The sequence below is a fragment of the Janthinobacterium sp. SUN120 genome (assembly GCF_030397735.1).
Lineage (GTDB): Bacteria > Pseudomonadota > Gammaproteobacteria > Burkholderiales > Burkholderiaceae_D > Janthinobacterium > Janthinobacterium kumbetense.
The window spans coordinates 270,562-294,849 of the sequence record NZ_JAPUBW010000006.1; the positions used below are offsets into that span (position 1 = coordinate 270,562).

34 protein-coding genes are annotated in these 24,288 nt (G+C 56.8%); 2 read left to right on the forward strand and 32 right to left on the reverse strand.

The window, feature by feature from the left end; translation table 11 throughout:
• Positions 1-22: 22 nt before the first annotated feature.
• From infA to creB, 26 genes are all read right to left on the reverse strand, one after another.
• Positions 23-241: a translation initiation factor IF-1 gene (infA, locus tag O0879_RS25680; RefSeq protein ID WP_005663428.1), complete on the reverse strand. Its 219-nt coding sequence runs from the start codon at positions 239-241 to the stop codon at positions 23-25.
• An 18-nt stretch (positions 242-259) separates the two neighbouring features.
• The gene (gene secY, locus O0879_RS25685) at positions 260-1,594 is read right to left on the reverse strand and encodes a preprotein translocase subunit SecY (protein WP_010394438.1); all 1,335 of its coding nucleotides are present in this window, start codon (positions 1,592-1,594) and stop codon (positions 260-262) included.
• A 32-nt stretch (positions 1,595-1,626) separates the two neighbouring features.
• Entirely contained in the window at positions 1,627-2,058 is a 432-nt protein-coding gene (rplO, locus tag O0879_RS25690) for a 50S ribosomal protein L15 (RefSeq protein WP_034753211.1), read from the reverse strand.
• 30 nt (positions 2,059-2,088) lie between these two features.
• Positions 2,089-2,268 (reverse strand): 50S ribosomal protein L30, encoded by a 180-nt coding sequence (rpmD, locus tag O0879_RS25695; protein ID WP_010394435.1) that lies wholly within the window; start codon positions 2,266-2,268, stop codon positions 2,089-2,091.
• 10 nt (positions 2,269-2,278) lie between these two features.
• Positions 2,279-2,797: a 30S ribosomal protein S5 gene (gene rpsE, locus O0879_RS25700; protein WP_010394433.1), complete on the reverse strand. Its 519-nt coding sequence runs from the start codon at positions 2,795-2,797 to the stop codon at positions 2,279-2,281.
• 9 nt (positions 2,798-2,806) lie between these two features.
• Positions 2,807-3,169 carry a 50S ribosomal protein L18 gene (gene rplR, locus O0879_RS25705; RefSeq protein WP_010394431.1) on the reverse strand — a complete coding sequence of 121 codons (363 nt, stop codon included), beginning with the start codon at positions 3,167-3,169 and terminating at the stop codon, positions 2,807-2,809.
• Between the two features lie 13 nt (positions 3,170-3,182).
• Positions 3,183-3,716 (reverse strand): 50S ribosomal protein L6, encoded by a 534-nt coding sequence (rplF, locus tag O0879_RS25710; protein WP_034778281.1) that lies wholly within the window; start codon positions 3,714-3,716, stop codon positions 3,183-3,185.
• 10 nt (positions 3,717-3,726) lie between these two features.
• Positions 3,727-4,122 (reverse strand): 30S ribosomal protein S8, encoded by a 396-nt coding sequence (rpsH, locus tag O0879_RS25715; protein WP_034753208.1) that lies wholly within the window; start codon positions 4,120-4,122, stop codon positions 3,727-3,729.
• Positions 4,123-4,136: 14 nt separating this feature from the next.
• Complete coding sequence (rpsN, locus tag O0879_RS25720) at positions 4,137-4,442, reverse strand: 30S ribosomal protein S14 (RefSeq protein ID WP_010394423.1); 306 nt, start codon at positions 4,440-4,442, stop codon at positions 4,137-4,139.
• A 2-nt stretch (positions 4,443-4,444) separates the two neighbouring features.
• Positions 4,445-4,984: a 50S ribosomal protein L5 gene (gene rplE / locus O0879_RS25725; RefSeq protein WP_010394421.1), complete on the reverse strand. Its 540-nt coding sequence runs from the start codon at positions 4,982-4,984 to the stop codon at positions 4,445-4,447.
• A 6-nt stretch (positions 4,985-4,990) separates the two neighbouring features.
• Positions 4,991-5,305, reverse strand: coding sequence for a 50S ribosomal protein L24 (rplX, locus tag O0879_RS25730; protein WP_034753204.1), 315 nt, complete (start codon positions 5,303-5,305; stop codon positions 4,991-4,993).
• A 9-nt stretch (positions 5,306-5,314) separates the two neighbouring features.
• A complete protein-coding gene (gene rplN / locus O0879_RS25735) occupies positions 5,315-5,683 on the reverse strand; it encodes a 50S ribosomal protein L14 (protein WP_008444317.1) in 369 nt (122 codons plus the stop codon).
• Positions 5,684-5,936: 253 nt separating this feature from the next.
• Positions 5,937-6,209, reverse strand: a complete 273-nt coding sequence (rpsQ, locus tag O0879_RS25740) for a 30S ribosomal protein S17 (RefSeq protein WP_010394415.1) — start codon at positions 6,207-6,209, stop codon at positions 5,937-5,939.
• The gene (rpmC, locus tag O0879_RS25745; protein ID WP_010394412.1) at positions 6,206-6,397 is read right to left on the reverse strand and encodes a 50S ribosomal protein L29; all 192 of its coding nucleotides are present in this window, start codon (positions 6,395-6,397) and stop codon (positions 6,206-6,208) included. Before rpmC ends, rpsQ begins: the two co-directional genes overlap by 4 nt.
• 12 nt (positions 6,398-6,409) lie before the next feature.
• On the reverse strand, positions 6,410-6,829 hold the full coding sequence (gene rplP / locus O0879_RS25750; protein WP_034753201.1) for a 50S ribosomal protein L16: 420 nt from the start codon (positions 6,827-6,829) through the stop codon (positions 6,410-6,412).
• Between the two features lie 2 nt (positions 6,830-6,831).
• Positions 6,832-7,656: a 30S ribosomal protein S3 gene (gene rpsC / locus O0879_RS25755; protein ID WP_034753199.1), complete on the reverse strand. Its 825-nt coding sequence runs from the start codon at positions 7,654-7,656 to the stop codon at positions 6,832-6,834.
• Between the two features lie 9 nt (positions 7,657-7,665).
• Positions 7,666-7,998 carry a 50S ribosomal protein L22 gene (gene rplV / locus O0879_RS25760; protein WP_170840583.1) on the reverse strand — a complete coding sequence of 111 codons (333 nt, stop codon included), beginning with the start codon at positions 7,996-7,998 and terminating at the stop codon, positions 7,666-7,668.
• The gene (gene rpsS / locus O0879_RS25765) at positions 7,995-8,270 is read right to left on the reverse strand and encodes a 30S ribosomal protein S19 (protein WP_008444295.1); all 276 of its coding nucleotides are present in this window, start codon (positions 8,268-8,270) and stop codon (positions 7,995-7,997) included. Before rpsS ends, rplV begins: the two co-directional genes overlap by 4 nt.
• A 10-nt stretch (positions 8,271-8,280) precedes the next feature.
• Positions 8,281-9,108, reverse strand: coding sequence for a 50S ribosomal protein L2 (gene rplB, locus O0879_RS25770; RefSeq protein WP_034753198.1), 828 nt, complete (start codon positions 9,106-9,108; stop codon positions 8,281-8,283).
• The gene (rplW, locus tag O0879_RS25775) at positions 9,108-9,425 is read right to left on the reverse strand and encodes a 50S ribosomal protein L23 (protein WP_010394398.1); all 318 of its coding nucleotides are present in this window, start codon (positions 9,423-9,425) and stop codon (positions 9,108-9,110) included. The genes rplB and rplW overlap by 1 nt, the downstream gene beginning before the upstream one ends.
• Positions 9,422-10,042 carry a 50S ribosomal protein L4 gene (gene rplD / locus O0879_RS25780; protein ID WP_034753197.1) on the reverse strand — a complete coding sequence of 207 codons (621 nt, stop codon included), beginning with the start codon at positions 10,040-10,042 and terminating at the stop codon, positions 9,422-9,424. The genes rplW and rplD overlap by 4 nt, the downstream gene beginning before the upstream one ends.
• A gap of 3 nt (positions 10,043-10,045) precedes the next feature.
• Positions 10,046-10,702 carry a 50S ribosomal protein L3 gene (gene rplC, locus O0879_RS25785; RefSeq protein WP_010394393.1) on the reverse strand — a complete coding sequence of 219 codons (657 nt, stop codon included), beginning with the start codon at positions 10,700-10,702 and terminating at the stop codon, positions 10,046-10,048.
• Between the two features lie 366 nt (positions 10,703-11,068).
• Complete coding sequence (locus tag O0879_RS25790; RefSeq protein WP_289919466.1) at positions 11,069-11,257, reverse strand: hypothetical protein; 189 nt, start codon at positions 11,255-11,257, stop codon at positions 11,069-11,071.
• Between the two features lie 240 nt (positions 11,258-11,497).
• Positions 11,498-12,889, reverse strand: coding sequence for a cell envelope integrity protein CreD (gene creD / locus O0879_RS25795; protein WP_289919467.1), 1,392 nt, complete (start codon positions 12,887-12,889; stop codon positions 11,498-11,500).
• Between the two features lie 86 nt (positions 12,890-12,975).
• Positions 12,976-14,397: a two-component system sensor histidine kinase CreC gene (gene creC / locus O0879_RS25800; protein WP_289919469.1), complete on the reverse strand. Its 1,422-nt coding sequence runs from the start codon at positions 14,395-14,397 to the stop codon at positions 12,976-12,978.
• Positions 14,394-15,119, reverse strand: coding sequence for a two-component system response regulator CreB (gene creB / locus O0879_RS25805; protein WP_289905797.1), 726 nt, complete (start codon positions 15,117-15,119; stop codon positions 14,394-14,396). The genes creC and creB overlap by 4 nt, the downstream gene beginning before the upstream one ends.
• A 175-nt stretch (positions 15,120-15,294) precedes the next feature.
• Here creB and O0879_RS25810 point away from each other — a divergent pair, with 175 nt between their 5' ends.
• Positions 15,295-15,843, forward strand: coding sequence for a tetratricopeptide repeat protein (locus O0879_RS25810; RefSeq protein ID WP_289919470.1), 549 nt, complete (start codon positions 15,295-15,297; stop codon positions 15,841-15,843).
• A gap of 46 nt (positions 15,844-15,889) precedes the next feature.
• Here the strand turns inward: O0879_RS25810 and O0879_RS25815 are convergent, their stop codons facing one another.
• From O0879_RS25815 to rpsL, 6 genes are all read right to left on the reverse strand, one after another.
• Positions 15,890-16,735, reverse strand: coding sequence for a DUF817 domain-containing protein (locus O0879_RS25815; protein WP_289919471.1), 846 nt, complete (start codon positions 16,733-16,735; stop codon positions 15,890-15,892).
• Between the two features lie 213 nt (positions 16,736-16,948).
• Complete coding sequence (gene rpsJ, locus O0879_RS25820; RefSeq protein ID WP_010394389.1) at positions 16,949-17,266, reverse strand: 30S ribosomal protein S10; 318 nt, start codon at positions 17,264-17,266, stop codon at positions 16,949-16,951.
• Positions 17,267-17,444: 178 nt separating this feature from the next.
• Positions 17,445-18,635, reverse strand: coding sequence for an elongation factor Tu (tuf, locus tag O0879_RS25825; RefSeq protein ID WP_077398776.1), 1,191 nt, complete (start codon positions 18,633-18,635; stop codon positions 17,445-17,447).
• Positions 18,636-18,707: 72 nt separating this feature from the next.
• Positions 18,708-20,813, reverse strand: coding sequence for an elongation factor G (fusA, locus tag O0879_RS25830; protein ID WP_077398827.1), 2,106 nt, complete (start codon positions 20,811-20,813; stop codon positions 18,708-18,710).
• Between the two features lie 108 nt (positions 20,814-20,921).
• The gene (rpsG, locus tag O0879_RS25835; protein ID WP_010394377.1) at positions 20,922-21,392 is read right to left on the reverse strand and encodes a 30S ribosomal protein S7; all 471 of its coding nucleotides are present in this window, start codon (positions 21,390-21,392) and stop codon (positions 20,922-20,924) included.
• A gap of 152 nt (positions 21,393-21,544) precedes the next feature.
• Complete coding sequence (gene rpsL / locus O0879_RS25840; RefSeq protein ID WP_010394376.1) at positions 21,545-21,928, reverse strand: 30S ribosomal protein S12; 384 nt, start codon at positions 21,926-21,928, stop codon at positions 21,545-21,547.
• Positions 21,929-22,353: 425 nt separating this feature from the next.
• Here rpsL and O0879_RS25845 point away from each other — a divergent pair, with 425 nt between their 5' ends.
• Positions 22,354-24,279: a phosphoethanolamine transferase gene (locus tag O0879_RS25845; protein ID WP_289919472.1), complete on the forward strand. Its 1,926-nt coding sequence runs from the start codon at positions 22,354-22,356 to the stop codon at positions 24,277-24,279.
• Positions 24,280-24,288: the final 9 nt, after the last annotated feature.

The window sequence follows — 24,288 nt, forward strand, 5'->3', positions numbered from 1 at the left end:
TTCTTTGGTTTGATTCAGTGTGTTACTTGGTACGGAACACAATGCGGGCTCGGCTCAGGTCGTACGGCGTTAACTCCACCGTCACCTTGTCTCCAGGGAGAATGCGAATATAGTTCATCCGCATTTTACCTGAAATATGCCCGAGCACCACGTGTCCGTTCTCCAGCTTCACTCGAAATGTTGCATTTGGGAGATTCTCAAGAATCTCGCCCTGCATCTGTATGACGTCGTCTTTTGCCATTCGGTATGTTTACCGCGCTTAACGCGTCGGAATTCCGCCCTTGAAATTTGCTTTGCGCAGCAGTGAATCATATTGCTGCGACATCACGTAGTTCTGTACTTGCGCCATGAAATCCATGGTGACAACTACAATAATCAATAAAGAAGTACCGCCGAAATAGAATGGTACTTTCCACTGGGCTTGCATAAATTCCGGCAATAAACACACCAGGGTGATGTAGACTGCGCCGGCAAGTGTCAAGCGTGTCAGGATCTTGTCGATGTAACGGGCTGTCTGTTCGCCTGGACGGATCCCGGGAATGAACGCACCGCTTTTCTTCAAGTTATCCGCTGTTTCCTTGCTGTTAAAGACCAGCGCTGTATAGAAGAAACAGAAAAACACGATCGCCACTGCGTACAACAGCGCATGGATAGGCTCACCAGGCCCCATCGATGCTGCCAAATCTTTCAAGAACCGCACCGCAGGGTTAGCGTTGTCGGCGCCCTTTGAAAACCAGTCCACGATAGTGGCCGGGAACAAGATGATCGAAGAAGCAAAGATCGGCGGGATCACGCCGGCCATGTTCAGCTTCAACGGCAAATGGCTGGTTTGACCGCCATAAATCTTGTTGCCTACCTGGCGCTTCGCGTAATTGACCAATATTTTGCGCTGACCACGTTCGACGAATACAACGAAGTACGTTACCAGTGCTACCAGGATCACGATGAAAATCGCGCTGAAGCTGCCGATCGAACCATTCGACACCTGAGTGAACAAGCCACCCAACGCCGACGGCAGACCTGCTGCAATCCCGGCAAAAATGATGATCGAGATGCCATTCCCCAAGCCACGCTCGGTAATTTGCTCACCCAACCACATCAAAAACATTGTTCCGGTCAACAAAGTGACGACCGTCACGAAGCGGAATGCAAGACCAGGTTCCAACACCAGACCAGCTTGCGACTCCAGTGCGACTGCAATGCCTAACGCTTGGAACAGTGCCAGGGCAACCGTGAAATACCGGGTGTACTGGGTGATCTTGCGACGACCTGCTTCGCCTTCTTTTTTCAACGCTTCCATCTGCGGTGACACGATCGACAGCAATTGCATGATGATCGAGGCCGAGATATAAGGCATGATACCCAGCGCAAACACTGTAAAACGAGACAAGGCACCGCCCGAGAACATGTTGAACATGCCCAGGACGCCGCCTTCGTGCTCCTTGAACAGCGAGGCTAATTGTGTCGGGTCAATCCCGGGAACCGGGACGTGAGCACCGATACGATAAACCACCAATGCGCCAAGCAAAAACCAGAGCCGTCCCCAAGGGAAACCGGCCGCTGCACTTTTAGCAAGTTGTGGATTAGTCGCCAATTTTCGCTCCGATCAAGCTGTTAGCGGTCAACTCAGGCTACCGAGCCGCCGGCTGCTTCGATGGCTGCTTTCGCGCCAGCGGACACTTTCAAGCCCTTCAAATTCACCGCTTTGGTGATTTCGCCGGACAAGATCACGCGCACGTCACGGGCCAACACGCCCAGAACGCCAGCTTGCTTCAAGACCAGAATGTCGACATCGCCAACAGCCAGGTTGTTCAGATCGGACAGGCGCACTTCAGCTTTGAAGGTTGCGTGCATCGATTTGAAACCGCGCTTAGGCAGACGGCGTTGCAGAGGCATCTGACCGCCTTCGAAACCGACTTTATGAAAGCCGCCCGAACGCGATTTCTGACCTTTGTGACCACGACCCGAGGTTTTACCCAGGCCGGAGCCGATACCGCGACCGACGCGACGCTTGTAGTGCTTAGCGCCTTCGGCTGGTGCAATAGTATTCAATTCCATGATTTGCTCCGTTCGTGTAAGCCCGAAGGCTTACCCGACAACTTTAACGAGATACGATACTTTATTGATCATGCCGCGTACGGATGGGGTGTCTTGCAATTCGGAAACCGAATTTACACGACGCAGACCCAGACCGCGCACGGTAGCGCGATGCGATTCGCGCGTACCGATCAAGCCCTTGACCAATTGCACTTTGACTGTGTTTGTCATTTTGTCCACCTTAAGCCAGAATGTCTTCGACCGACTTGCCGCGTTTGGCAGCGATATCGGAAGCAGTGCTCATTTTCGACAGGCCGTCCAGCGTAGCGCGTACCAGGTTGTATGGGTTGTTCGAACCGGTGGATTTCGCCACCACGTCCGTCACGCCCATCACTTCGAAGATAGCGCGCATTGCGCCACCAGCGATAACGCCAGTACCAGGCTTAGCTGGGTTCATCAGGACCTTGGAGGCGCCGTGACGACCAACAACCGTGTGATGCAAGGTACCGTTTTTGAGCGGTACTTTGATCAGGTTGCGACGGGCTTCTTCCATTGCCTTCTGCACGCCAACTGGCACTTCTTTCGATTTGCCCTTGCCCATGCCGACGCGGCCATCGCCATCACCAACTACGGTCAGCGCGGCGAAACCCATGATACGACCACCCTTGACCACTTTGGTCACGCGGTTGATCGCGATCATTTTTTCGCGCATGCCATCATCCGGCTTGTCGCTTTGCATTTTTGCTTGCATTTTTGCCATGATTGATCCTTAGAACTTCAGACCGGCTTCGCGTGCGGCTTCTGCCAACGCTTTCACACGGCCGTGGTAACGGAAACCGGAGCGGTCAAACGCAACTTCGGTAATCCCTGCTTTCAACGCTTTTTCAGCGACGCGCTTGCCGATCAAGGCTGCAGCAGCGGCATTGCCGCCTTTGCCGGATTGGCCTGCCAGTTCAGCGCGAACTTCCGCTTCAGCCGTCGAGGCCGAAACCAGGACTTTAGCGTCCGGGCTGATCAGGTTGGCGTAAATGTGCAGGTTGGTGCGATGCACCGACAAGCGATTTACTTTCAATTCCGCAATCTTGATGCGGGTTTGGCGTCCGCGGCGAAGCCGTGATTCTTTCTTATCCATCGTCAGCCCCTAATTACTTCTTCTTGGTTTCTTTAAGCTTAACCACTTCGTCCGCATAGCGAACGCCCTTGCCTTTATAAGGCTCAGGAGCGCGGTAAGCACGAACTTCAGCGGCTACCTGGCCAACCTGTTGACGGTCGATACCTTTAATCAGGATCTCGGTCGGGGTTGGTGTTGCGCAGGTAACGCCAGCTGGCATGTCATGCACTACAGGGTGCGAGAAACCCAGGGACAGATTCAGCTTGTCGCCTTGAGCTTGCGCCTTGTAACCCACGCCTACCAGGTTCAGCTTTTTCTCGAAACCCTTGGTGACGCCAACAACCATGTTGTTGACCAGTGCGCGCAGCGTGCCGGACATGGCATTGGCTTCGCGGCTGTCGTTCGCCACGTCGAAACTCAGGGTTCCTGCATTGTTTTCCACTTTGACCTGGCCGGTGAGGGCCTGGGAAAGTACGCCCAGCGGGCCTTTTACGGTGATCGCTTGTGCGGAGATGGCGACTTCGGCGCCAGCTGGCACTACGATAGGCATTTTAGCTACTCGAGACATGTGTAACTCCTTAAGCCACGTAGCAAATAACTTCGCCGCCGACACCGGTAGCGCGTGCTTTGCGGTCAGTCATGACGCCTTGCGGAGTCGACACGATCGCCACACCCAAGCCATTCATCACAACAGGGATCTCGTCTTTACCCTTGTAGACGCGCAGACCCGGACGGGACACGCGCTCCAAGCGCTCAATGACGGGACGGCCAACATAATACTTCAAACCGATTTTCAGTTCCGCTTTGCCACCAGCTTCGGCAACAGCGAAATCTTCAATGTAACCCTCGTCCTTCAGGACGCTGGCAATCGCAATTTTGACTTTCGACGATGGCATGGCCACGGTCGTCTTTTGCACGCCTTGTGCATTGCGAATGCGGGTCAGCATATCGGCGATAGGATCGCTCATACTCATTGCATATTCTCCTATTACCAGCTTGCTTTTGTCATACCCGGAATTTCACCACGCATGGCGAATTCACGGAGCTTGATACGACCCAGACCGAATTTACGGAATGTGCCGCGCGGACGACCAGTGATGGCGCAACGGTTACGTTGACGCGTCGGGTTCGAGTTACGTGGCAGCGCCTGCAATTTCAGGCGAGCTTCGTAGCGCTCTTCTTCCGATTTCGATTGGTCATCGACGATGGCCTTGAGAGCTTCGCGCTTAGGGGCGAATTTCGCCACCAGGTCAGCACGCTTGATCTCACGATTAATCAGTGACAGTTTGGCCATGATCAGTTCCTGAAAGGGAATTTAAAGGCGGCGAGCAAAGCTTTGGCTTCGTCATCGGTCTTAGCGGTTGTCGTGATGCTGATATTCATACCGCGCAACGCGTCAATCTTGTCGTATTCGATTTCAGGGAAAATGATCTGTTCCTTGACACCGATGTTGTAGTTGCCACGACCATCAAATGCACGGCCGTTCACACCACGGAAATCGCGTACGCGCGGCAGAGCCACGGTAATGAAGCGATCCAGGAACTCGTACATGCGAGCGCCGCGCAGGGTGACCATCGTACCGATCGGGTAACCTTCACGGATTTTGAAGCCTGCGATCGCTTTGCGGGACTTGGTGGTCACTGGCTTCTGGCCGGCGATCTTGGTCAAGTCAGCAACTGCGTGCTCGAGAACTTTTTTATCCGCGATAGCCTCACCAACACCCATGTTCAGGGTGATCTTGGTCAGGCGTGGAACTTCCATTACCGACTTGTAACCAAACTTGCTGGTCAGGTCGGCAACGACTTTTTCTTTATAGAATTCTTGGAGACGTGCCATGATTTCTTAAGCCTTCACTACTTCGCCGGAGGATTTAAAGATGCGAACTTTCTTGCCGTCCACTTCTTTGAAACCCACGCGATCTGCCTTGCCAGTCGCTGCATTAAACAATGCAACGTTGGACACGTGAATTGGCATGGTCTTATCGACGATACCACCAGTTACGCCAGTCATCGGGTTTGGCTTAGTCGCTTTTTTAGCGATGTTAATGCCGTCAACCACGATATGTTCAGCATCGATACGCTGCTGTACCACACCACGTTTGCCCTTGTCTTTCCCGGTCAGAACGATGACTTCGTCGTTTTTACGAATCTTATCCATTACGACTCCTTACAGGACTTCCGGTGCCAGGGACACGATTTTCATGAACTTCTCAGTGCGCAGTTCGCGCGTGACAGGTCCAAAAATACGGGTACCGATCGGTTCCAGCTTGGCGTTCAACAGAACGGCGGCGTTGCCGTCGAACTTCACCAGGGAACCGTCTTGGCGGCGAACACCTTTAGCGGTGCGCACAACCACGGCGTTATAAATTTCACCTTTTTTGACACGGCCACGTGGCGCAGCAACCTTAACGGTTACCTTGATCACATCGCCAATGCCAGCATAACGGCGCTTGGAGCCGCCCAATACCTTGATGCACATTACTTCTTTGGCACCGGTATTGTCAGCCACTTCGAGCCGGCTTTCAGTTTGAATCATAGTATTCTCTTTCCCAACTTAAGCCGAAGAATCCACACAATGTAGACCCACGGTCAGTCTTGGTCCCGCCAGAGCCGCCCTGCTGGGCTTCACTGTTTGGGTGCATGACCTTCATACATCAACTGACCGCGAATGCTACTGTCTGTGGCCAGACACTTTGCGGCGTTACATGAACGAAGCCCGCAAGTATTACATACAATTTGCGGGCCTGCAAGTACTAATTAAAAGCCACCGCCGAAACGGTGGTTTTTATTTAAACGGTTGGTGCGGCTTGAACCACACGTGTCACCGTCCATGCCTTCGTTTTGGAGATCGGGCGACCTTCCTGGATCTCGACCGTGTCACCGGCCTTGACTTGGTTGGTCTCGTCATGCGCGTGATACTTGTTCGAACGCATGATGATCTTGCCATACAAAGGATGTTTTACGTGGCGCTCGATCAGAACGGTAACGGTCTTGTCCATCTTGTCCGAAACCACTTTACCGATCAGCGTGCGCTTGAGCGACTGTTTCACTGGTTCGTTCATTTGGCTTCCTTCAGATTCATTACCGTCTTCACACGCGCGATATCGCGGCGTACCTTCTTGAGCTGCGAAGTGTTGCTCAGCTGCTGCGTAGCGATTTGCATGCGCAGGCCGAACTGTGCCTTCAACAGGTCATTCAGCTCTTTTTGCAGAGCTGGCTGGTCCTTGCCGCGGAGTTCAGATGCTTTCATATACAACTCCAATTATTGGCCGACTTGGCGGATGACAAACGTCGTCGCCAGTGGCAGTTTAGCGGCGGCAAGACGGAATGCTTCCCGTGCCAGCGCTTCATCAACGCCATCCATTTCGTACAGTACTTTGCCTGGCTGAATTTCAGCGACGTAGTACTCAGGATTACCTTTACCGTTACCCATACGGACTTCAGCCGGTTTGTTCGAAATCGGTTTGTCCGGGAAAATACGGATCCAGATACGGCCACCGCGCTTGATGTGACGCGTCATTGCACGACGCGCCGCTTCAATTTGACGCGCAGTGATACGACCGCGCGCAACTGCCTTCAGACCGAATTCGCCAAACGACACGGCGGTGCCGCGGCTGTGCGAAATACCGGTATTACGGCCTTTCTGCTCTTTACGATACTTTCTGCGTGCTGGTTGCAGCATGATTATTCTCCTGCTTTCTCAGCTGGTGCTGCTGCGGCGGCCGGTTTAGCGGCGGTACGCACACGTGCACCTGGTGCTGTGGATGGTTTCGCACCGGCACCGGCTGGACGTGGACGGCCAGCTGGCTTGCCATCGTCACGGCGTGGGCCGCGGCTTTTCTTCTCGTCAGCTGGGGTATCGATGACTGGTGCATCGCCGTTAGGCGCGCGGTCACCTTTGTATACCCACACCTTGACACCGATGATGCCGTAGGTGGTCGACGCTTCGCTGGTACCGTAGTCGATATCGGCGCGCAGGGTATGCAGAGGCACGCGGCCTTCGCGGTACCACTCTTTACGTGCGATTTCGATACCGTTCAGACGGCCGGACGACATGATCTTGATACCGAGAGCACCCAGACGCATTGCATTTTGCATTGCACGCTTCATGGCGCGGCGGAACATGATCCGTTTTTCCAGCTGCTGAGCGATCGAGTCGGCGATCAGTTGCGAGTCGATTTCTGGCTTGCGAATTTCTTCGATGTTCACGTGAACAGGTACGCCCATGATCTTGGTCAGCGCGGACTTCAGTACTTCGATGTCTTCGCCTTTTTTACCAATGACCACGCCTGGACGCGAGCTGTAGATCGTGAAGCGCGCGTTCTTGGCTGGGCGCTCGATAACGATGCGGCCAACGGAAGCGTTCTTCAGTTTCTTTTTCAGGTAAGCACGTGCTTTCAAGTCTTCGTTCAGCATGGCAGCGAAATTACCGTTGCCTGCATACCAGCGCGAAGCCCAGTTACGGGTGACCGCCAGACGGAAACCGGTTGGATGAATTTTCTGACCCATCGTGGCTCCTTAGTTACCGACAGTCACGTAAACGTGACAGGATTGTTTCGAAATACGGTCGCCACGGCCTTTTGCACGCGCGGTGAAGCGCTTCAGGACGGGGCCCTTTTCGACGTAGATCGTTTTCACGAACAATTCGTCGATGTCCGCGCCATCATTGTGCTCGGCATTCGCAATGGCGGATTCCAGAACGCGTTTGATGATCGCAGCACCTTTTTTCGGGCTGAATTGCAAGATGTTGAGTGCAGCGTCAACTTTCTTGCCACGGATCAGGTCAGCAACCAGGCGGCCCTTTTGGTCCGACAGGCGCACACCTTTGAGGATAGCTTTAGTTTCCATTATTTCTTAGCCTTTTTGTCAGCTGCATGGCCCTTGAACGTACGGGTCAGTGCGAATTCGCCGAGCTTGTGACCAACCATGTTTTCGGAAACATAAACCGGCACGTGCAGCTTGCCGTTATGCACCGCGATCGTCAGGCCGATGAAGTCAGGCATGATTGTCGAACGACGCGACCAGGTTTTGATTGGCTTTTTGTCTTTGGCTGCTTGCGCGGCTTCAACTTTTTTCACCAGGTGGGCGTCACAGAACGGCCCTTTTTTCAATGAACGTGTCATGTGCTACCCCTTATTTCTTGCCGCGGCGCGAGACGATCATGGAAGTAGTACGCTTGTTGCTGCGTGTCTTCTTACCCTTAGTCTGTTGGCCCCAAGGCGAAACTGGATGACGACCAGCTGCTGTTTTACCTTCACCACCACCGTGCGGGTGATCGACCGGGTTCATGACCACACCGCGAACGGTAGGACGAACACCGCGCCAGCGCATCGCACCAGCTTTACCGATTTTACGCAGGCTGTGCTCGGCATTGCCGACTTCACCAACCGTTGCACGGCACTCGATGTGCACGCGACGTACTTCACCCGAGCGCAGACGCACTTGAGCGTAGGTACCTTCACGTGCCATCAGCACAACGCCAGCGCCGGCGGTACGTGCCATTTGGGCACCTTTACCTGGCAGCATTTCGACGCAATGCATCACGGTACCGACTGGGATGTTACGGATTGGCAAGCAGTTACCCGATTTGATCGGTGCTTCCGAACCGTTCATCACGCTGTCGCCAACGGCCATGCCTTTGGTTGCGATGATGTAGTGACGTTCGCCATCGGCGTAGCACAACAGAGCGATATTCGCGGTGCGGTTTGGATCGTATTCGATACGTTCCACTTTCGCTGGAATACCATCTTTGGTGCGCTTGAAGTCGATCAAGCGATAGTGTTGCTTATGACCACCACCGATATGACGGGTGGTGATGTGACCGTTGTTGTTACGACCAGCGGTCTTGGATTTCTTTTCAACCAGGGCAGCGAACGGACGACCTTTGTACAGGTCGGCATTCACCACCTTTACCATGCCGCGACGGCCTGGCGAGGTTGGTTTCATCTTAACGAGTGCCATTATGCAGCCTCCTCGGAGAAGTTGATTTCCTGGCCAGGCTTCAGGCACACGAAAGCACGCTTGGTATGGTTACGACGACCGTTGAACTTGCCGGTGCGCTTTTGCTTACCTTCGCGGTTTGCAGTTTGCACGGACAGAACTTCAACCTTGAACAGCAGTTCGACCGCTGCCTTGATTTCAGGCTTGGTTGCATCCGGCAGTACGCGGAATACAATTTGCTCGTTCTTTTCCGCGACCATGGTGGCCTTTTCGGAAATCACGGGCGCCAACAGCACCTTCATCAAGCGTTCTTCGCTATGTTTCAAAATCGCGCTCATGCCAGCATCTCCTCAATCTTGGCCAATGCAGCTTTGGTGACCAGGATCTTCTTGTAGAACACCAGGGACATCGGGTCTGCGTGACGTGGCTCAACGACGAGTACGTTAGGCAGGTTGCGCGATGCCAGTTCCAGGTTTTCGTTCAGAACGTCGGTGATGATCAGAACCGAATCAAAGCCCAGGCCGTTCAATTTTTGCGACAGCAGCTTGGTTTTTGGCGCGTCGATCGTCAGATCGTCGATGACGATCAGGCGCTCTTCGCGAGCCAGCTGCGACAGGATCGAGCAGATACCTGCGCGATACATTTTTTTGTTCACTTTGTGGGTGAAGTTTTCGTCAGGCGAGTTCGGGAAAATCCGACCACCGCCGCGCCACAGTGGCGACGACGACATACCAGCACGAGCGCGGCCGGTACCTTTTTGGCGCCATGGCTTTTTCGTCGTGTGGTGAACTTCTTCACGGTCTTTTTGCTTGCGGTTACCACTACGTGCATTCGCTTGATAAGCGATGACGACTTGGTGGATCAGCGCTTCATTGTAGTCACGGCCGAAAATCGTATCGGCTGCAGCAACGTTCGAGGCGGCTTGACCTTGCGCATTCAGAAGCTTGAGTTCCATCGTTTAAGCTCCCTTCTTGGCTTTGGTTTTGATGGCTGGCGAGACAACTACCTGGCCATTTTTCGCACCTGGAATCGCGCCTTTGACCAGCAACAGCTGACGGTCGGCATCGATACGGGCGATCACGAGGTTCTGGATCGTACGGTTAACGTCACCCAGATGACCGGTCATGCGCTTACCAGGGAAAACGCGACCTGGATCTTGTGCCATACCGATGGAACCTGGAACGTTATGCGAACGCGAGTTACCGTGCGTTGCACGGCCAGAAGCGAAGTGGTAACGTTTGATAACGCCTGCATAGCCTTTACCGATGGTAACGCCTTGCACGTCGATCTTTTGACCGACTTCGAACAGGGAAGCAGCGACAACATCGCCAGCTTTCAGTTCAGCGGCTTTAGCAGCGTCAACGCGGAACTCTTTCAACAGAGTACCAGCTTCAACACCAGCTTTAGCATGATGACCAGCAACAGCTTTGGTCACGCGGGAAGCGCGACGTTGACCGAATGCGACCTGAACAGCGGAGTAACCATCTGTTTCAGGGGTTTTGATTTGCGCAACACGGTTGTTCGATACGTCCAACACGGTGACAGGAATCGAATCCCCTTCATCCGTGAAAATGCGCATCATACCAACCTTGCGACCGAGAAGGCCTAGGCTCATTTTTTCTCCATTCCCACCTGCGATTGGGCGGGGCTTGTTTAACTACAAAGTAACGTAGGACTCAAAAAAGACGAATCCATACCGAAGCCGGCTAGTATATAGCACAAAAACCCTTGACGCAACAAGTTAACACGAGGTATGTCAAAGTGTTGCGCGACGCCCCTGCAGGAGTTGTCGGAGCGCCTGAAAAACCCTGCCATAAGGCAACTTAACGGACGCAAAGCACGGCGGCATGCGGCCTAACACACCGGGTGCCCTCGGCGGCAAGTCACTGGCGGCCGCAGAAACAACAAGGGCGCGTACACGGCGTACGCGTCCTCTTTCCCTCACGAATCAGGCTTGGCGTCCCCTTGTGGGTAGCTCAGCTCAGACCTTGCACTGCTCGACGCAATGCTTGTAGATCATCTCGCAGATGGGGCTCGAGGCCGAACCGGGCATGCCGCCCGAGCACGTATTGGCCCGAACGGCGCACTCCAGCGTGCAATCATTGCCAGCCATGGCATACGAGGCGCTCATACCCAGCGCAAACAGGAAAGCCATCGTCTTCTTGATCATAGTTCATCTCCGTTTATCAGATGGAAGAACAACCAGGACGACACGCCACCCTCGCACCGCCCCGGGCAGGCGCCGCGGCACCGCCATTACTTAAAAAGCAATGCCAATAGAATACCGTAAACAATACCAACCAGCTACCAATTAACGGCGCCGCGTTTTTCCGGCGCCAAATAAAAAAGCCAGCCCGGACATCTCTCCTTCCGGGCCGGCTGCAAGGCAACGCATGGCGCCGAGTGGTCCTTACTCTTGCGGCGCTCCTTTGCCAATCTGATACCAGTCCACCTTGCGCGTCGCCACCATGATGACGGCCAGCACGGTGAACAGCAGGATGCTGCCCATTACCAGCGCATTGTTTTCCGAGCTCAGCAAACCATACAGGGCGCCATACAGCAAGGTCAGCGCCACGCCGAAGCCGATGCCGCGCCAGGCGTTGTGCAGCACGTGCACCAGGTAAAAGCTGGTCAGCACGATACAGGCGGCGCTGGCGATCAGATAGGCGGCCAGGAAGGCGATATGCTCGGCCAGGCCCACCAGCAGCAGGAAGAAGATCACCAGCGACAGGCCCACCAGCAAATATTGCACCGGGTGGATCGGCAGGCTTTTCAGGATTTCAAAGATGAAGAAGGCGGCAAAGGTCAGCGCCACGAACAGCAAGCCATATTTCGTGGCCCGGTCCGACTGCGAATACACGTTCACCGGCTCGATGAAGCCCACGCTGAAGCGGTCGATCTGGCCCAGCGGGGCGCTGTCGGGCACCTTGAATTCCCCTTCGATCGTGCTCAGTTGCGTTTGCGCATTGGTTGCCAGCGACGAGATATTCCACGCTACATTGAAACCCTGGGCATCGATCTGGCGATTCTTCGGCGACGGCAGGAAGCGCCCGCCAAACTGCGGATGGGGCCAGTTCGACTTGATCTGGATGTGGCTGTTCTTGGCCGCCGGCACGAAATGCTGGCGTTCGATGCCATCGAGGCCCAGGTCAAAGCTGAAGCGCACCTGCTGCGGTGCCGCCAGAGGCATGGCGCCCAGCGGCGCATGCAAGCCGCTGCGGAAGGCAAACAGGTCGGTACCCTGCTCGAACTCGATCTTTTGTCCGCCCCAGTCGATTTTTGGGATATTGCGGATGCCGCGCACGTCCTCGATGGAGAGGGCGACGAAAGGCTGACCCAGGGTCACGCGCGAGTCCGGCGACTTGCGCGGCAACTGGCTGCTGGCCGGCACCGTGAAGTCGCCCTTGAACGCATGCTGGCCGCTGTAGACCAGCACCTGGTGGATGCCGCGGTAACGGCGGTCCGTCTCGATGTTGCCGTTGATCTGCAGATCGTTCGGGTACACGAGCAGGCGACGCTGCACCAAGCGGCGCAGCAACTCCGTGCGCGCAGGCGCTTTCGCTTCCTTGTCATCACCCTTGGCCACTTCCACGCGCTCCTCGTACTGCTCCGTGTAGGGAATCACGAGGATGGGGCCGATGATGGTTTGTTCGCGCACCGAATCGGCGGCGATGCTGTTGACGGCTTCCTGGCGGAATTCCATCCGCTCCTTGATCGTTTCCTGAATCATCAGCAAAGGCAGGCCGATCAACAACATCAGGCCGAACACGATCAACGCTTTGACTAAGAGAGTTTTTTGCATGGCGCATCCTTGAAGTAAGGCGGCCAGTGTAGGAAAGCTGTATGCGCTGACGATGCAGTCCGTGTGAAGCCTGTAAATAAAGTGCGCTAGGCCAGCGGCAGGCACAGGCACGCGCAGGCACCGCCTTCCACATGATTGAGCACCTCGACCGTGCCGCCATGCAGGGAAGCGACCTCGCGCACGAAAGGCAGGCCCAGGCCCGTGCTTTTACCGGCGCTCGGGCGCGGCAAGGAGTAGAAGCGCTCGAAGATGCGTTCGAGCGCATATGCGGGGATGCCCGCGCCGCGGTCACGCACGGCAATCTCCACCTGGCTGCCCTGGCGCCGCGCCGTCAGGTCGATGCAGCTGCCGGGCGGGGCAAAGCCGGCCGCGTTATCGAGCAAGTTGCCCAGCGCCTGGCGCAGCAACAGGGGGTCGCCCGCCACACTCGCCTCGTCGTGCTGCAGCTGCAGGCGCACGCCGCGCGCCGCCAGGGTGGCGGCCGCATCCTGCGCCACTTGCGCCAGCAGGGGCGCCAGCGCGATGCGCTCAGGGTTATCCAGGCGCTGCTGCTTTTCCACGCGCACCAGGGCCAGCAGCTTGTCGATCAGTTGCCGCTGGCGCGCATTCTGTTCCAGGATGCTGGCAAGGAACTGGCGGCGCTCGGCCGGCGGCATGTCTTCCTGCAGCAGCTCGGCAGAGGCCTGGATGGCGGCGATCGGGCTTTTCAATTCATGCGCCAGCGTGTGCATCAGCTGCTCCACATACTCCTTGCCCTCCAGGCGTGTGCGCATCGCCTCCAGCGCCCGCCCCAGCGTGCCGATCTCGTTCTGGCCCAGCGCCGGCAGCGCCACCTTGCGCCCAGCCTCCACGTCGCCGATGTAATGCATCAACTTGCCCAGTGCATGGTGCAGCCACCAGGCGAATGCCAGGCCGATCAGCAGCGACAGCAGCAACAGCACGGCGCCGCGCTGCAATATCTTGCGCTGGCTGCGCTCGACAAACGCTTGCACGCTGGCATTCGGCTTGGCCACCGTCAGCACGCCGATCACCTCATTGCCGTCGCGAATCGGCGCGGCCACGTGCATGACCGTCGACATCTCGTCGTCTGGCCGGCTGCGCGTGCTGCGCGCGCCATACTTGCCCTGCAAGGTGAGGTACACGTCATTCCAGCGCGAATAGTCGCGGCCCACGTCGCGCCCGCTGGAATCGAACAGCACGATGCCATGCCGGTCCGTGATGGTGATGCGGTAATCGAGCGTGCGCTTGCGCACGCCGTTGATATTGACGTCCACGCCATGGCGCGCGTAATCCTGCATGCGTTCTGCCACGGGCGACTGCGCCAGGCTGCCCGCCTTCACGTCGGGCGCCACCAGGCTGGCCAGAAGCTGCGAAGTATCAACCAGGGTGTCTTCCAGGGTCGAGCGCACACCGGGCTTGACCTGCTCCATGAAGACGTTCAGCAGGAACCATGCGGCCAGGCCGACGATCAGGAAGTAGCCGAGCAGGATGCGCAGGCCGATCTTCATGCGCCGGCCAGGCTGTAGCCGAGGCCACGGTGGGTGTGGATGGGGTCGACTTGCGCATCGATAGCGCGCAGCTTGGCGCGCAGCGATTTGACGTGCGCGTCGACGGTACGCTCGAGCGTGTCCGGCGCCCCGCTCCACACGCGCTCCATCAGCTGCGCGCGCGACAGCACGTGGCCGGGATGCGCGAGCAGGGTTTTCAGCAACAGGTATTCATAGCGGGTCAGGTCCAGCGGCTGGCCATGAAAGAGCACCTTCGCCTCCAGCGCGCGCAATTCGAAGCGCGCCGGCGCGGCGACAGGCGCGACTATCGTCATGCCAGTCTCGCGAGGAGCTTGCGCGACACCTGCGCGGCGCAGGATGACGCGGATGCGTGCCACCAGTTCGCGTGGCGAAAACGGTTTCGTGACGTAATCGTCGGCGCCGATTTCCAGGCCGACGATACGGTCGATCTCGTCGCTGCGGGCCGTCAGGAAGATCACCGGCACCTCGGAAAACTGGCGCAGCCGGCGGCACACTTCCAGCCCGCTCATGTCGGGCAAGCCCACGTCGAGCACCACCAAAACGGGCATCTGCGCGGCTTCGCCGGGCGTTGGACGCAGCGCGGCCAGGGCTTGCTCGCCCAACATCACATGGCGCGGCGCAAAGCCGTCCGTGCGCAAGGCATAGGCGATGCTGTCGGCAATCGCCTGTTCATCTTCCACGATCAGGACAGTCTTGGACATGGCGGCGGCACGCAGTAGTGGACAGACCCGGAGTATCCCTGAAGCACGCAAGCGGCGTCAATCGCACACCTTGCCGCGCGCCGGCAAAAAGCCACCCACCCCAAAAAACTTATAGTATATTTATCGCAGCATGACTCCACCGATACACCGTGTTTGACACCCGTCCGAGGAGACTATGAAGACCCATACCATCAGCCTGCTATGCGCTGTCAGCCTGCTGGCCGCCTGCGCGGCGCCAGCGACGATCACCACCTCCAACGCACAACAAGACGCCTGCAACGCGGCCGAGCTCAAGGGCCAGTTTGGCGAAGCGGAACTGGCTTGCGTACAGGCGCTGCGCAGCGCCGAGCAGGCCGGGGCCAGCGCGGACATCCTCTCGCAGCGCCAATACAACCTGGGCCGCATCAAGCGCTTGCAGGGCAAGAATGCCGAAGCGGAGCAACTGTACCGGCAAGCGCTGGCCACGGAAGAAGCGGCGCAGCCACGCAGCGATGCGCGCGTCGGCCGCCGCATGGTGGAACTGGCGTCGGCCCTGGCCGCGCAAGGCAAGTGGCAGGAAGGCACAGGCTACCTGGAACGCGTGCTGCCGTTGCTGCCGAAGCTGTCGTCCGCGTCGCGCACGTATTCGGCGGAAGTGCTGCGCCAGTACGCCAGGCAGTTGCAAGGCGGTCCGCAGGCCGCACTGGGCGCGCGCTTCGACGCGGTGGCGGCCAGCCTGCAATAAGAGATGCCCGGAGCCCGGCCTAGGGCTGGGCGACGTGGATGCCGGCCTAGGGCTGGGCGACGTGGATGCTGGCCTTGATGTGCTTGAGGTGGGCCACGATGGTGAACGTCATCACCACCAGCAGCGACCAGGAGCTCCATTTGCTGACATGCACCACCGACCAGGCGCCAAGCTGGTTCGGATAGCGCCACACGCCCCAGAAAGTGCTGATGTTTTCAGCCAGCCAGATAAAGAAGCCGACCAGCACGAAACCGAGCAGCAAGGGCATGCTGCGGTCGCGGTCGAGCGGACGGAACACCACAGTGGTGCGCGCATACAAGCCCAGCGCGCAGGCGGCCAGGTACCAGCGATAGTCGCCGATGTAATGGTGAGTAAAGAAGTTGGCGTAGATCAGTATAGCGATCAGCACCGCCATCCAGTATGGCGGATGGTGGCGAATCCGCATGTCGAGCAGGCGCCAGGTCTGGATGATGTAGCTGCCGACCGCCGCATACATGAAGCCGGAAAACAGGGGAACGCCGAACACTTTGGTATAGGCAAAGTCGGGATAGCTCCAAGACTGGATCGTCCCCGATACCTTGAATACTTCCAGCGCAAAGCCCACCGCATGGAACAGGCAAATGGCTTTCAGCTCATCCCACGTTTCCAGTCCGCTCCAGACCATCGCGGCCTGGATCGCCAGCGCCACCAGCAGCAGCACGTCATAGCGCGGCAGGCCGAACAGGCCGGCGCGCGGCACCAGGAACACGGCAGCAAAAAACAGCCCCACGAACAGGCACGACCTCGCCTCCTTGATGCCGAAATACAGGAATTCAGTCAGGAAGCGCGGCCAGCCGCGCAGGCGCTGGCGTGGAGTCGCATTTAACAGGTGGGTATCGAGGGCATTGAGCATGCAGCAACTCTATCGACGGGCTGCAGCACTGTAAAGCGATTTTGCACGCAGGCAGGTGGCGCCAGTACTGGGCAGGCACCAATAGCAATGGGGCCGGGCGTACTCACGATCGTGAGCAGGCCCGGCCCCATCATCAGGCAGCGGGACACCCCGCCGGCCTGGAACAGCTGTCAATACCTGATGCTACGGTGTTGTCAGCTGCCCTTGAAACTCTTATTGCAGTTTGATTTCGACATCAACACCAGCTGGCAGGTCCAGCTTCATCAGCGCGTCAACGGTTTTGTCCGTTGGGTCAACGATGTCCATCAGGCGTTGGTGCGTACGGATCTCGAACTGATCGCGCGAAGTTTTGTTGACGTGCGGGGAACGCAGCACATCGAAACGTTGAATACGGGTAGGCAGTGGTACTGGGCCTTTGACGACAGCGCCGGTGCGCTTCGCGGTTTCAACGATTTCCAGAGCGGACTGGTCGATCAGCTTGTAATCGAAAGCCTTCAGGCGGATACGGATTTTTTGGTTTGGTGCCGACATGATATTTCCTTAAAAGAACGAACCGCGCGGTCTGCACGGCAATGAGGTCATACGGGAATTTCTGACGCTACAACCGTCAGGGTCGACATGATAGCACCAAAATGCTTGCCAACCCCGGCAGTTGAATAAAAAGAAGGGCGCCGGGCGACGACGCGTCTTCTTTTCTATCGCTTAATAATTAAGCGATGATTTTTGCAACAACACCAGCGCCGACGGTACGGCCGCCTTCGCGGATAGCGAAGCGCAGACCTTCTTCCATCGCGATCGGGTTGATCAGCTTGACGGTGATCGACACGTTATCGCCTGGCATGACCATTTCTTTGTCTGCTGGCAACTCGATCGAACCGGTTACGTCCGTCGTGCGGAAGTAGAACTGTGGACGATAGTTGTTGAAGAATGGCGTATGACGGCCGCCTTCGTCTTTCGACAGAACATAGATCTCGCCGGTGAAGTGAGCATGCGGCTTGATCGAGCCTGGCTTTGCCAGAACTTGACCACGTTGCACGTCTTCACGCTTGGTGCCGCGCAGCAGCAGACCAACGTTGTCGCCTGCTTGACCTTGGTCCAGCAGTTTGCGGAACATTTCCACGCCGGTGCAAGTCGTTTTGACGGTATCGGTGATACCGACGATTTCGATCTCTTCGCCGACCTTAACAATGCCGCGCTCGATACGACCGGTCACAACGGTACCGCGACCCGAGATCGAGAACACGTCTTCTACTGGCATCAGGAACGCACCGTCAACAGCGCGCTCTGGCGTTGGGATGTAAGCATCCAGCGCATCGGCCAGACGCAGCACTGCGTCAACGCCCATTTCGCCTTCTTTGCCTTCCAGCGCCATACGTGCCGAACCTTTGATGATTGGCAGGTCGTCGCCTGGGAATTCGTACTTCGACAACAGCTCGCGCACTTCCATTTCAACCAGTTCCAGCAGCTCTGCGTCGTCGACCAGGTCGCACTTGTTCAGGAACACGATGATGTATGGAACGCCAACTTGGCGGGCCAGCAGGATGTGTTCGCGGGTCTGTGGCATTGGGCCGTCAGCTGCGGAGCACACCAGGATCGCGCCGTCCATCTGGGCAGCACCGGTAATCATGTTTTTGATGTAATCGGCGTGGCCTGGGCAGTCAACGTGCGCGTAGTGACGCGTTTCCGTTTCGTACTCGACGTGGGCGGTGTTAATCGTGATACCGCGCGCTTTTTCTTCTGGAGCTGCATCGATCTGGTCGTATGCTTTAGCTTCGCCGCCGAATTTCTTCGACAGAACCGTTGCGATTGCAGCGGTCAGCGTGGTTTTACCGTGGTCGACGTGGCCGATGGTGCCGACGTTGACGTGCGGCTTGGTCCGTTCGAATTTACCTTTTGCCATTTTATTCTTCCTTAGAACAATGATTTAAATGTAGGGACCGGCATTCTCGTGAAAGCCGGCCCGGAACTTCTATTACTTAGCTTTCGAGCTTACGATTGCTTCAGTCACATGCTTAGGTGCTTCAGCATAGTGCTTGAATTCCATCGTGTAAGTCGCACGACCTTGGGTCGACGAACGCAACGACGTAGCGTAGCCGAACATTTCCGACAGAGGCACTTCGGCCTTGATGATCTTGCCGCCACCGCCAGCAATTTCATCCATACCTTGCACCATGCCGCGACGCGACGACAGATCGCCCATCACGGTACCGGCGTAGTCTTCCGGCGTTTCCACTTCCACGGCCATCATCGGCTCCAGGATGACTGGCGATGCTTTGCGGCAGCCATCTTTGAATGCCATCGAAGCGGCCATGCGGAATGCATTTTCGTTCGAGTCAACATCATGGTACGAACCGAAGAACAGCGTGACTTTCACGTCAACGACTGGGTAGCCAGCCATCACGCCCGAAGTCAGCGTGTCGCGCACACCTTTTTCAACTGCAGGGATGTATTCGCGAGGAACGGTACCGCCCTTGATCGCGTCAACGAATTCAAAGCCCTTGCCCGGTTCTTGCGGTTCGATCTTCAGAACCACGTGACCGTATTGACCACGACCACCCGATTGCTTGACGAATTTGCCTTCCGACTCTTCGCACACTTTACGGATCGTTTCGCGGTAAGCCACTTGTGGCTTGCCGACGGTGGCTTCAACGTTGAATTCACGCTTCATGCGGTCAACGATGATGTCCAGATGCAACTCGCCCATACCGGCGATGATGGTCTGGCCCGATTCTTCATCGGTACGCACGCGGAACGATGGATCTTCTGCTGCCAGACGGTTCAGCGCCAAGCCCATTTTTTCCTGGTCGGCCTTGGTTTTTGGCTCAACCGCTTGCGAAATCACTGGCTCAGGGAAGACCATGCGCTCCAGAACCACGCTTGCCTTGTCGTCGCAAAGCGTATCGCCAGTGGTGGTGTCTTTCAGACCCACAACGGCGGCGATGTCGCCAGCGCGCATTTCCTTGATTTCTTCGCGTTCGTTCGCTTGCATCTGCACGATACGGCCGATACGCTCTTTCTTCTGCTTCACGGAGTTCAACACCGAGTCGCCCGAATTCAGGGTACCCGAGTAGCAACGGATGAAGCACAGCTGACCCACGAACGGATCGGTTGCGATCTTGAATGCCAGCGCCGAGAATTTCTCGTCGTCGTCAGCTTTACGCTCGACAGGCTGCTCATCTTCATCCAGACCAGGTACTGGCGGAATGTCGATTGGCGATGGCAGGTACTCGATGACCGCGTCCAACATGGCTTGTACGCCCTTGTTTTTAAAGGCGGTACCGCACAGCATTGGAACGATTTCGCTGGCGATGGTACGTTGACGCAGAGCAGCCTTGATCTCGGCTTCCGACAGGTCGCCTTCTTCCAGGTACTTGTTCATCAGGTCTTCCGACGCTTCAGCAGCGGCTTCAACCATGTTCTCGCGCCACTTGGCAGCATCAGCGGCCAGGTGTGCAGGAATGTCTTCGTACTCAAACTTCATGCCTTGCGAAGCGTCGTCCCAGATAACCGCTTTCATCTTGACCAGATCGATAACACCGGTGAAGACGTCTTCAGCGCCGATAGGCATCTGAATAGGTACTGGGTTGGCTTTCAGACGCGAACGCATCTGATCGTAGACCTTGAAGAAGTTGGCGCCGGTACGGTCCATCTTGTTCACGAAGGCCAGACGTGGCACTTTGTACTTGTTAGCCTGACGCCATACCGTTTCCGATTGTGGCTGCACGCCGCCGACTGCACAGTAAACCATGCAGGCGCCATCCAACACGCGCATCGAACGTTCCACTTCAATGGTGAAGTCAACGTGGCCTGGGGTGTCGATGATGTTGATGTGGTGAGCTGGGAAGTTGTTAGCCATGCCTTTCCAGAAGCACGTAACAGCAGCCGAGGTAATCGTGATACCGCGCTCTTGCTCCTGTGCCATCCAGTCGGTGGTGGCAGCGCCATCATGGACTTCGCCCAGCTTGTGGTTCACGCCTGTGTAGAACAGGACGCGCTCGGTCGTGGTCGTCTTACCTGCATCGATGTGAGCGGAGATACCGATATTACGATAGCGCTCAATGGGGGTCTTGCGGGCCATAATTAATCCTAAATGAATGGACAAAACCGAGCAGCATTTTTTTGCAAAAATGAGCCCGGCCTCGAACAACAGATGCTTGACAGCCGCCTTGCGGTAGCTGGCTTTATATTAGAAGCGGAAATGCGAGAACGCTTTGTTCGCTTCAGCCATACGATGGACTTCGTCGCGTTTTTTCATCGCGCCGCCGCGGCTTTCAGCCGCTTCCATCAGCTCACCGCCGAGGCGTTGTGGCATCGATTTTTCGCTGCGCTTGTTAGCAGCTTCACGCAACCAACGCATGGACAGAGCCATACGACGGACTGGGCGAACTTCGACCGGCACCTGGTAGTTTGCACCACCGACGCGACGGGATTTCACCTCAACCAACGGCTTGGCGTTGTTGATTGCGGTAGCAAAAACTTCGAGTGGATCTTTACCCGATTTTGCTGCGATGTGCTCGAAAGCACCGTAGATGATGTTTTCTGCAACCGATTTCTTACCGGACAGCATCAGCACGTTTACAAATTTAGCGACATCAGTGTTGCCGAATTTTGGATCTGGCAAAATTTCGCGCTTGGGTACTTCACGACGACGTGGCATATCAATTCCTTTCAATCTTCAGTTGAGCGCGCGTTCTTCGCACACTCGCGGACGACCATCATAGTCCTCCACTTACTCGACCAGATGCGGTCGACTACATTCACTTAGCTAGTTGCCACTGAGCGAAACTTGGGTTTGCTGCGTACAACTTATTACTTCTTGCCTGCTTTAGCGCGCTTGGTACCGTACTTCGAACGCGATTGCTTACGGTCTTTAACGCCTTGGGTATCCAGGGCACCGCGAACCATGTGGTAACGCACACCCGGCAAATCCTTAACGCGACCGCCGCGCAACAGCACAACACTATGCTCTTGCAGGTTATGGCCTTCACCGCCAATGTACGAAATGACTTCGAAACCATTGGTCAGACGAACTTTAGCGACTTTACGCAGAGCCGAGTTAGGCTTCTTTGGAGTCGTGGTGTAAACACGTGTGCAGACGCCACGTTTTTGCGGGCTGTTTTCCAGCGCCGGCGATTTGCTCTTCACGGTCAAAGCGACGCGTGGATTGCGAATCAATTGATTGATGGTTGGCATCGTTATAAATCCAACAAAAAACTACGATTAATAACCCGGGCAAGATGCCCGGCGACTAAAACCTCGTCCCGCTTTCATCTACTGCGCACCGGAGGCGCCCGCAGCCACTCGATAAGGAGCGGCCATGAAATGCCAAGCAATACGTAAACGATGAGCAGAATAAAATCGAGAACTCGCTAGTTTAGACCTTGTGTTACAGGGGGTCAATCAGTTTACCGCTTTTTGCTATAAAAAAAGGCAAAAAAGCGGCACTTTTGTGGTATTTTGACTAATCTTTGGGGGCGGCGCGCGGGTGCCGGCACCTCGCGGCGCTTGATGATTTGGCACTCTTTCTCTGCAACCAAGCTTCGGGCGCGCACATTCTTGTATGACCGCAAGACAACAAAAGGATTGATAATAGCGGACATTTTTCGCTGCCCTCCTTTATGCGCTCCTTGCTTCGCCCCGCCACTCTGTTTCTGCTCCTGACCTACGCCTTGCTGACGGCCGTGCCCTTCATCCCCGCGCTGCTGGGACGTCCGCTCGAGCATCCCTGGCAGATGCTCACGTTCGAACTGCTGGCCTGGCTTGCCGTCTGGAGCGTGTTCAAGCGCCCCGCATATTTCCACTGGCTGCTGGTGCCCGCCTTCCTGGCCCTGCCAACAGAAATCTACCTGTTCATCTTCTATGGCCAGGGCATTTCCACGCACCACCTGGGTATCATCTTCGAAACCAGCCCCAAGGAAGCGATGGAATTCCTCGGGCAAAAAGTATGGCTGATGGGCGCCGTCATGCTGGGCGTGATCGCCTGGTGCGCTGCCAGCTGGTTTGCGGCCGCGCGCACGCGCGACCTCGACTGGCGCGGCAAGACGCGCCCGGCCGCCTTCGTGCTGTTGCTCCTGCTGGGCGGTTTCTGGTGGTATGGCTACGAATTCGGTTTCGACGCCAAAGTCCTGCACAGCGCCCCAGCATCGGCCAAGGCCGGCAACTCGGCGGCCAGCGGCAAGGCGGGCGCCTCCGGCTTCGGCGACGCCAGCTCGGCCGATGACGAAACGGCCGAGGAAGACGACGAAAGCAGCAAGCCGGAAAACGCCAGCATCGCCGGCGCCGACGAGACGGGCCTGGGCTGGCCCAGCCTGCCCCACTGGGCGCGCCTGCCCTACGCCTTCGACACCGTCAGCAATTCCTGGCCCTTCGGCCTGGCCGCGCGCGGCTTCGATTTCTACAAGGAGCGCAAATACCTGGCCGAACTGGGACAGAAAAGCAGCAGCTTCCGTTTCGGCGCGCACCAGCAACAGCCCGATCCCCATCCGGAAGTGGTGGTCATGGTGATCGGCGAATCGTCGCGCTACGACCGCTGGAGCCTGAACGGCTATGAGCGCGACACCAATCCCCTGCTGAAACAGGAAAGCAACCTGGTGCCGCTGGCCGACGTCATCACGGCCGTTTCCGCCACGCGCCTGTCCGTGCCCGTCATCATCTCGCGCAAGCCGGCCACGCAAAGCCTCAAGGATGGCTTCTCGGAAAAATCCTTCCTCACCGCCTACAAGGAAGCGGGCTTCAAGACCTACTGGCTGTCGAACCAGATCTCGTTCGGCCAGTTCGACACGCCCGTGTCCGTGTTTGCCAAGGAAGCGGACGTGGTGCAATTCCTGAACCTGGGCGGCTTTACCAACAATTCGAACTTCGACCAGATCCTGTTCGATCCGTTCAAGAACGCGCTGGCCGACCCGGCGCCGAAAAAACTCATCGTGCTGCACACGCTGGGCAGCCACTGGAACTACAGCCAGCGCTATCCCAAACAATTCGACAAGTGGCAACCGTCGCTGTTCGGCGTCGACAAGCCCGTCTACACGGACACGGCCATCAAGCCGCAGCTGAACAACAGCTACGACAGCTCCATCCTGTACACGGACTGGTTCCTGTCGAACGTGATCGGCATGCTGAAGGACGATGGCCAGCGCACCGCCCTGCGCAGCTCGCTCGTCTACGTGGCCGATCACGGCCAGACCCTGTACGACGGCACCTGCCGCCTGGCCTTCCATGGCCACAACACGCAGTTCGAATTCCACGTGCCCGCCTTCGTCTGGTATTCGCCGCAATTCCAGCAGCATTATCCGGAGAAGGTGACGCAACTGCGGCGTCATCAAAAGGCGCGCCTGTCGACGGAAAACATGTTCCACACCCTGCTCGACCTGGGCGACATCCGTTTTGCCGGCGAACAACCCGAATGGAGCATCGCCAGCCCCCGCTTCAAGCAGCACAAGCGCTACGTCGACAGCTATGGCTGGACCAACTACGACAACGCCATCATCCGCGGCGATTGCCGCGAAGTGATCGACAAGAGCACGCCGGAGAAACAGGAAAAGTAAGCGCGGCCA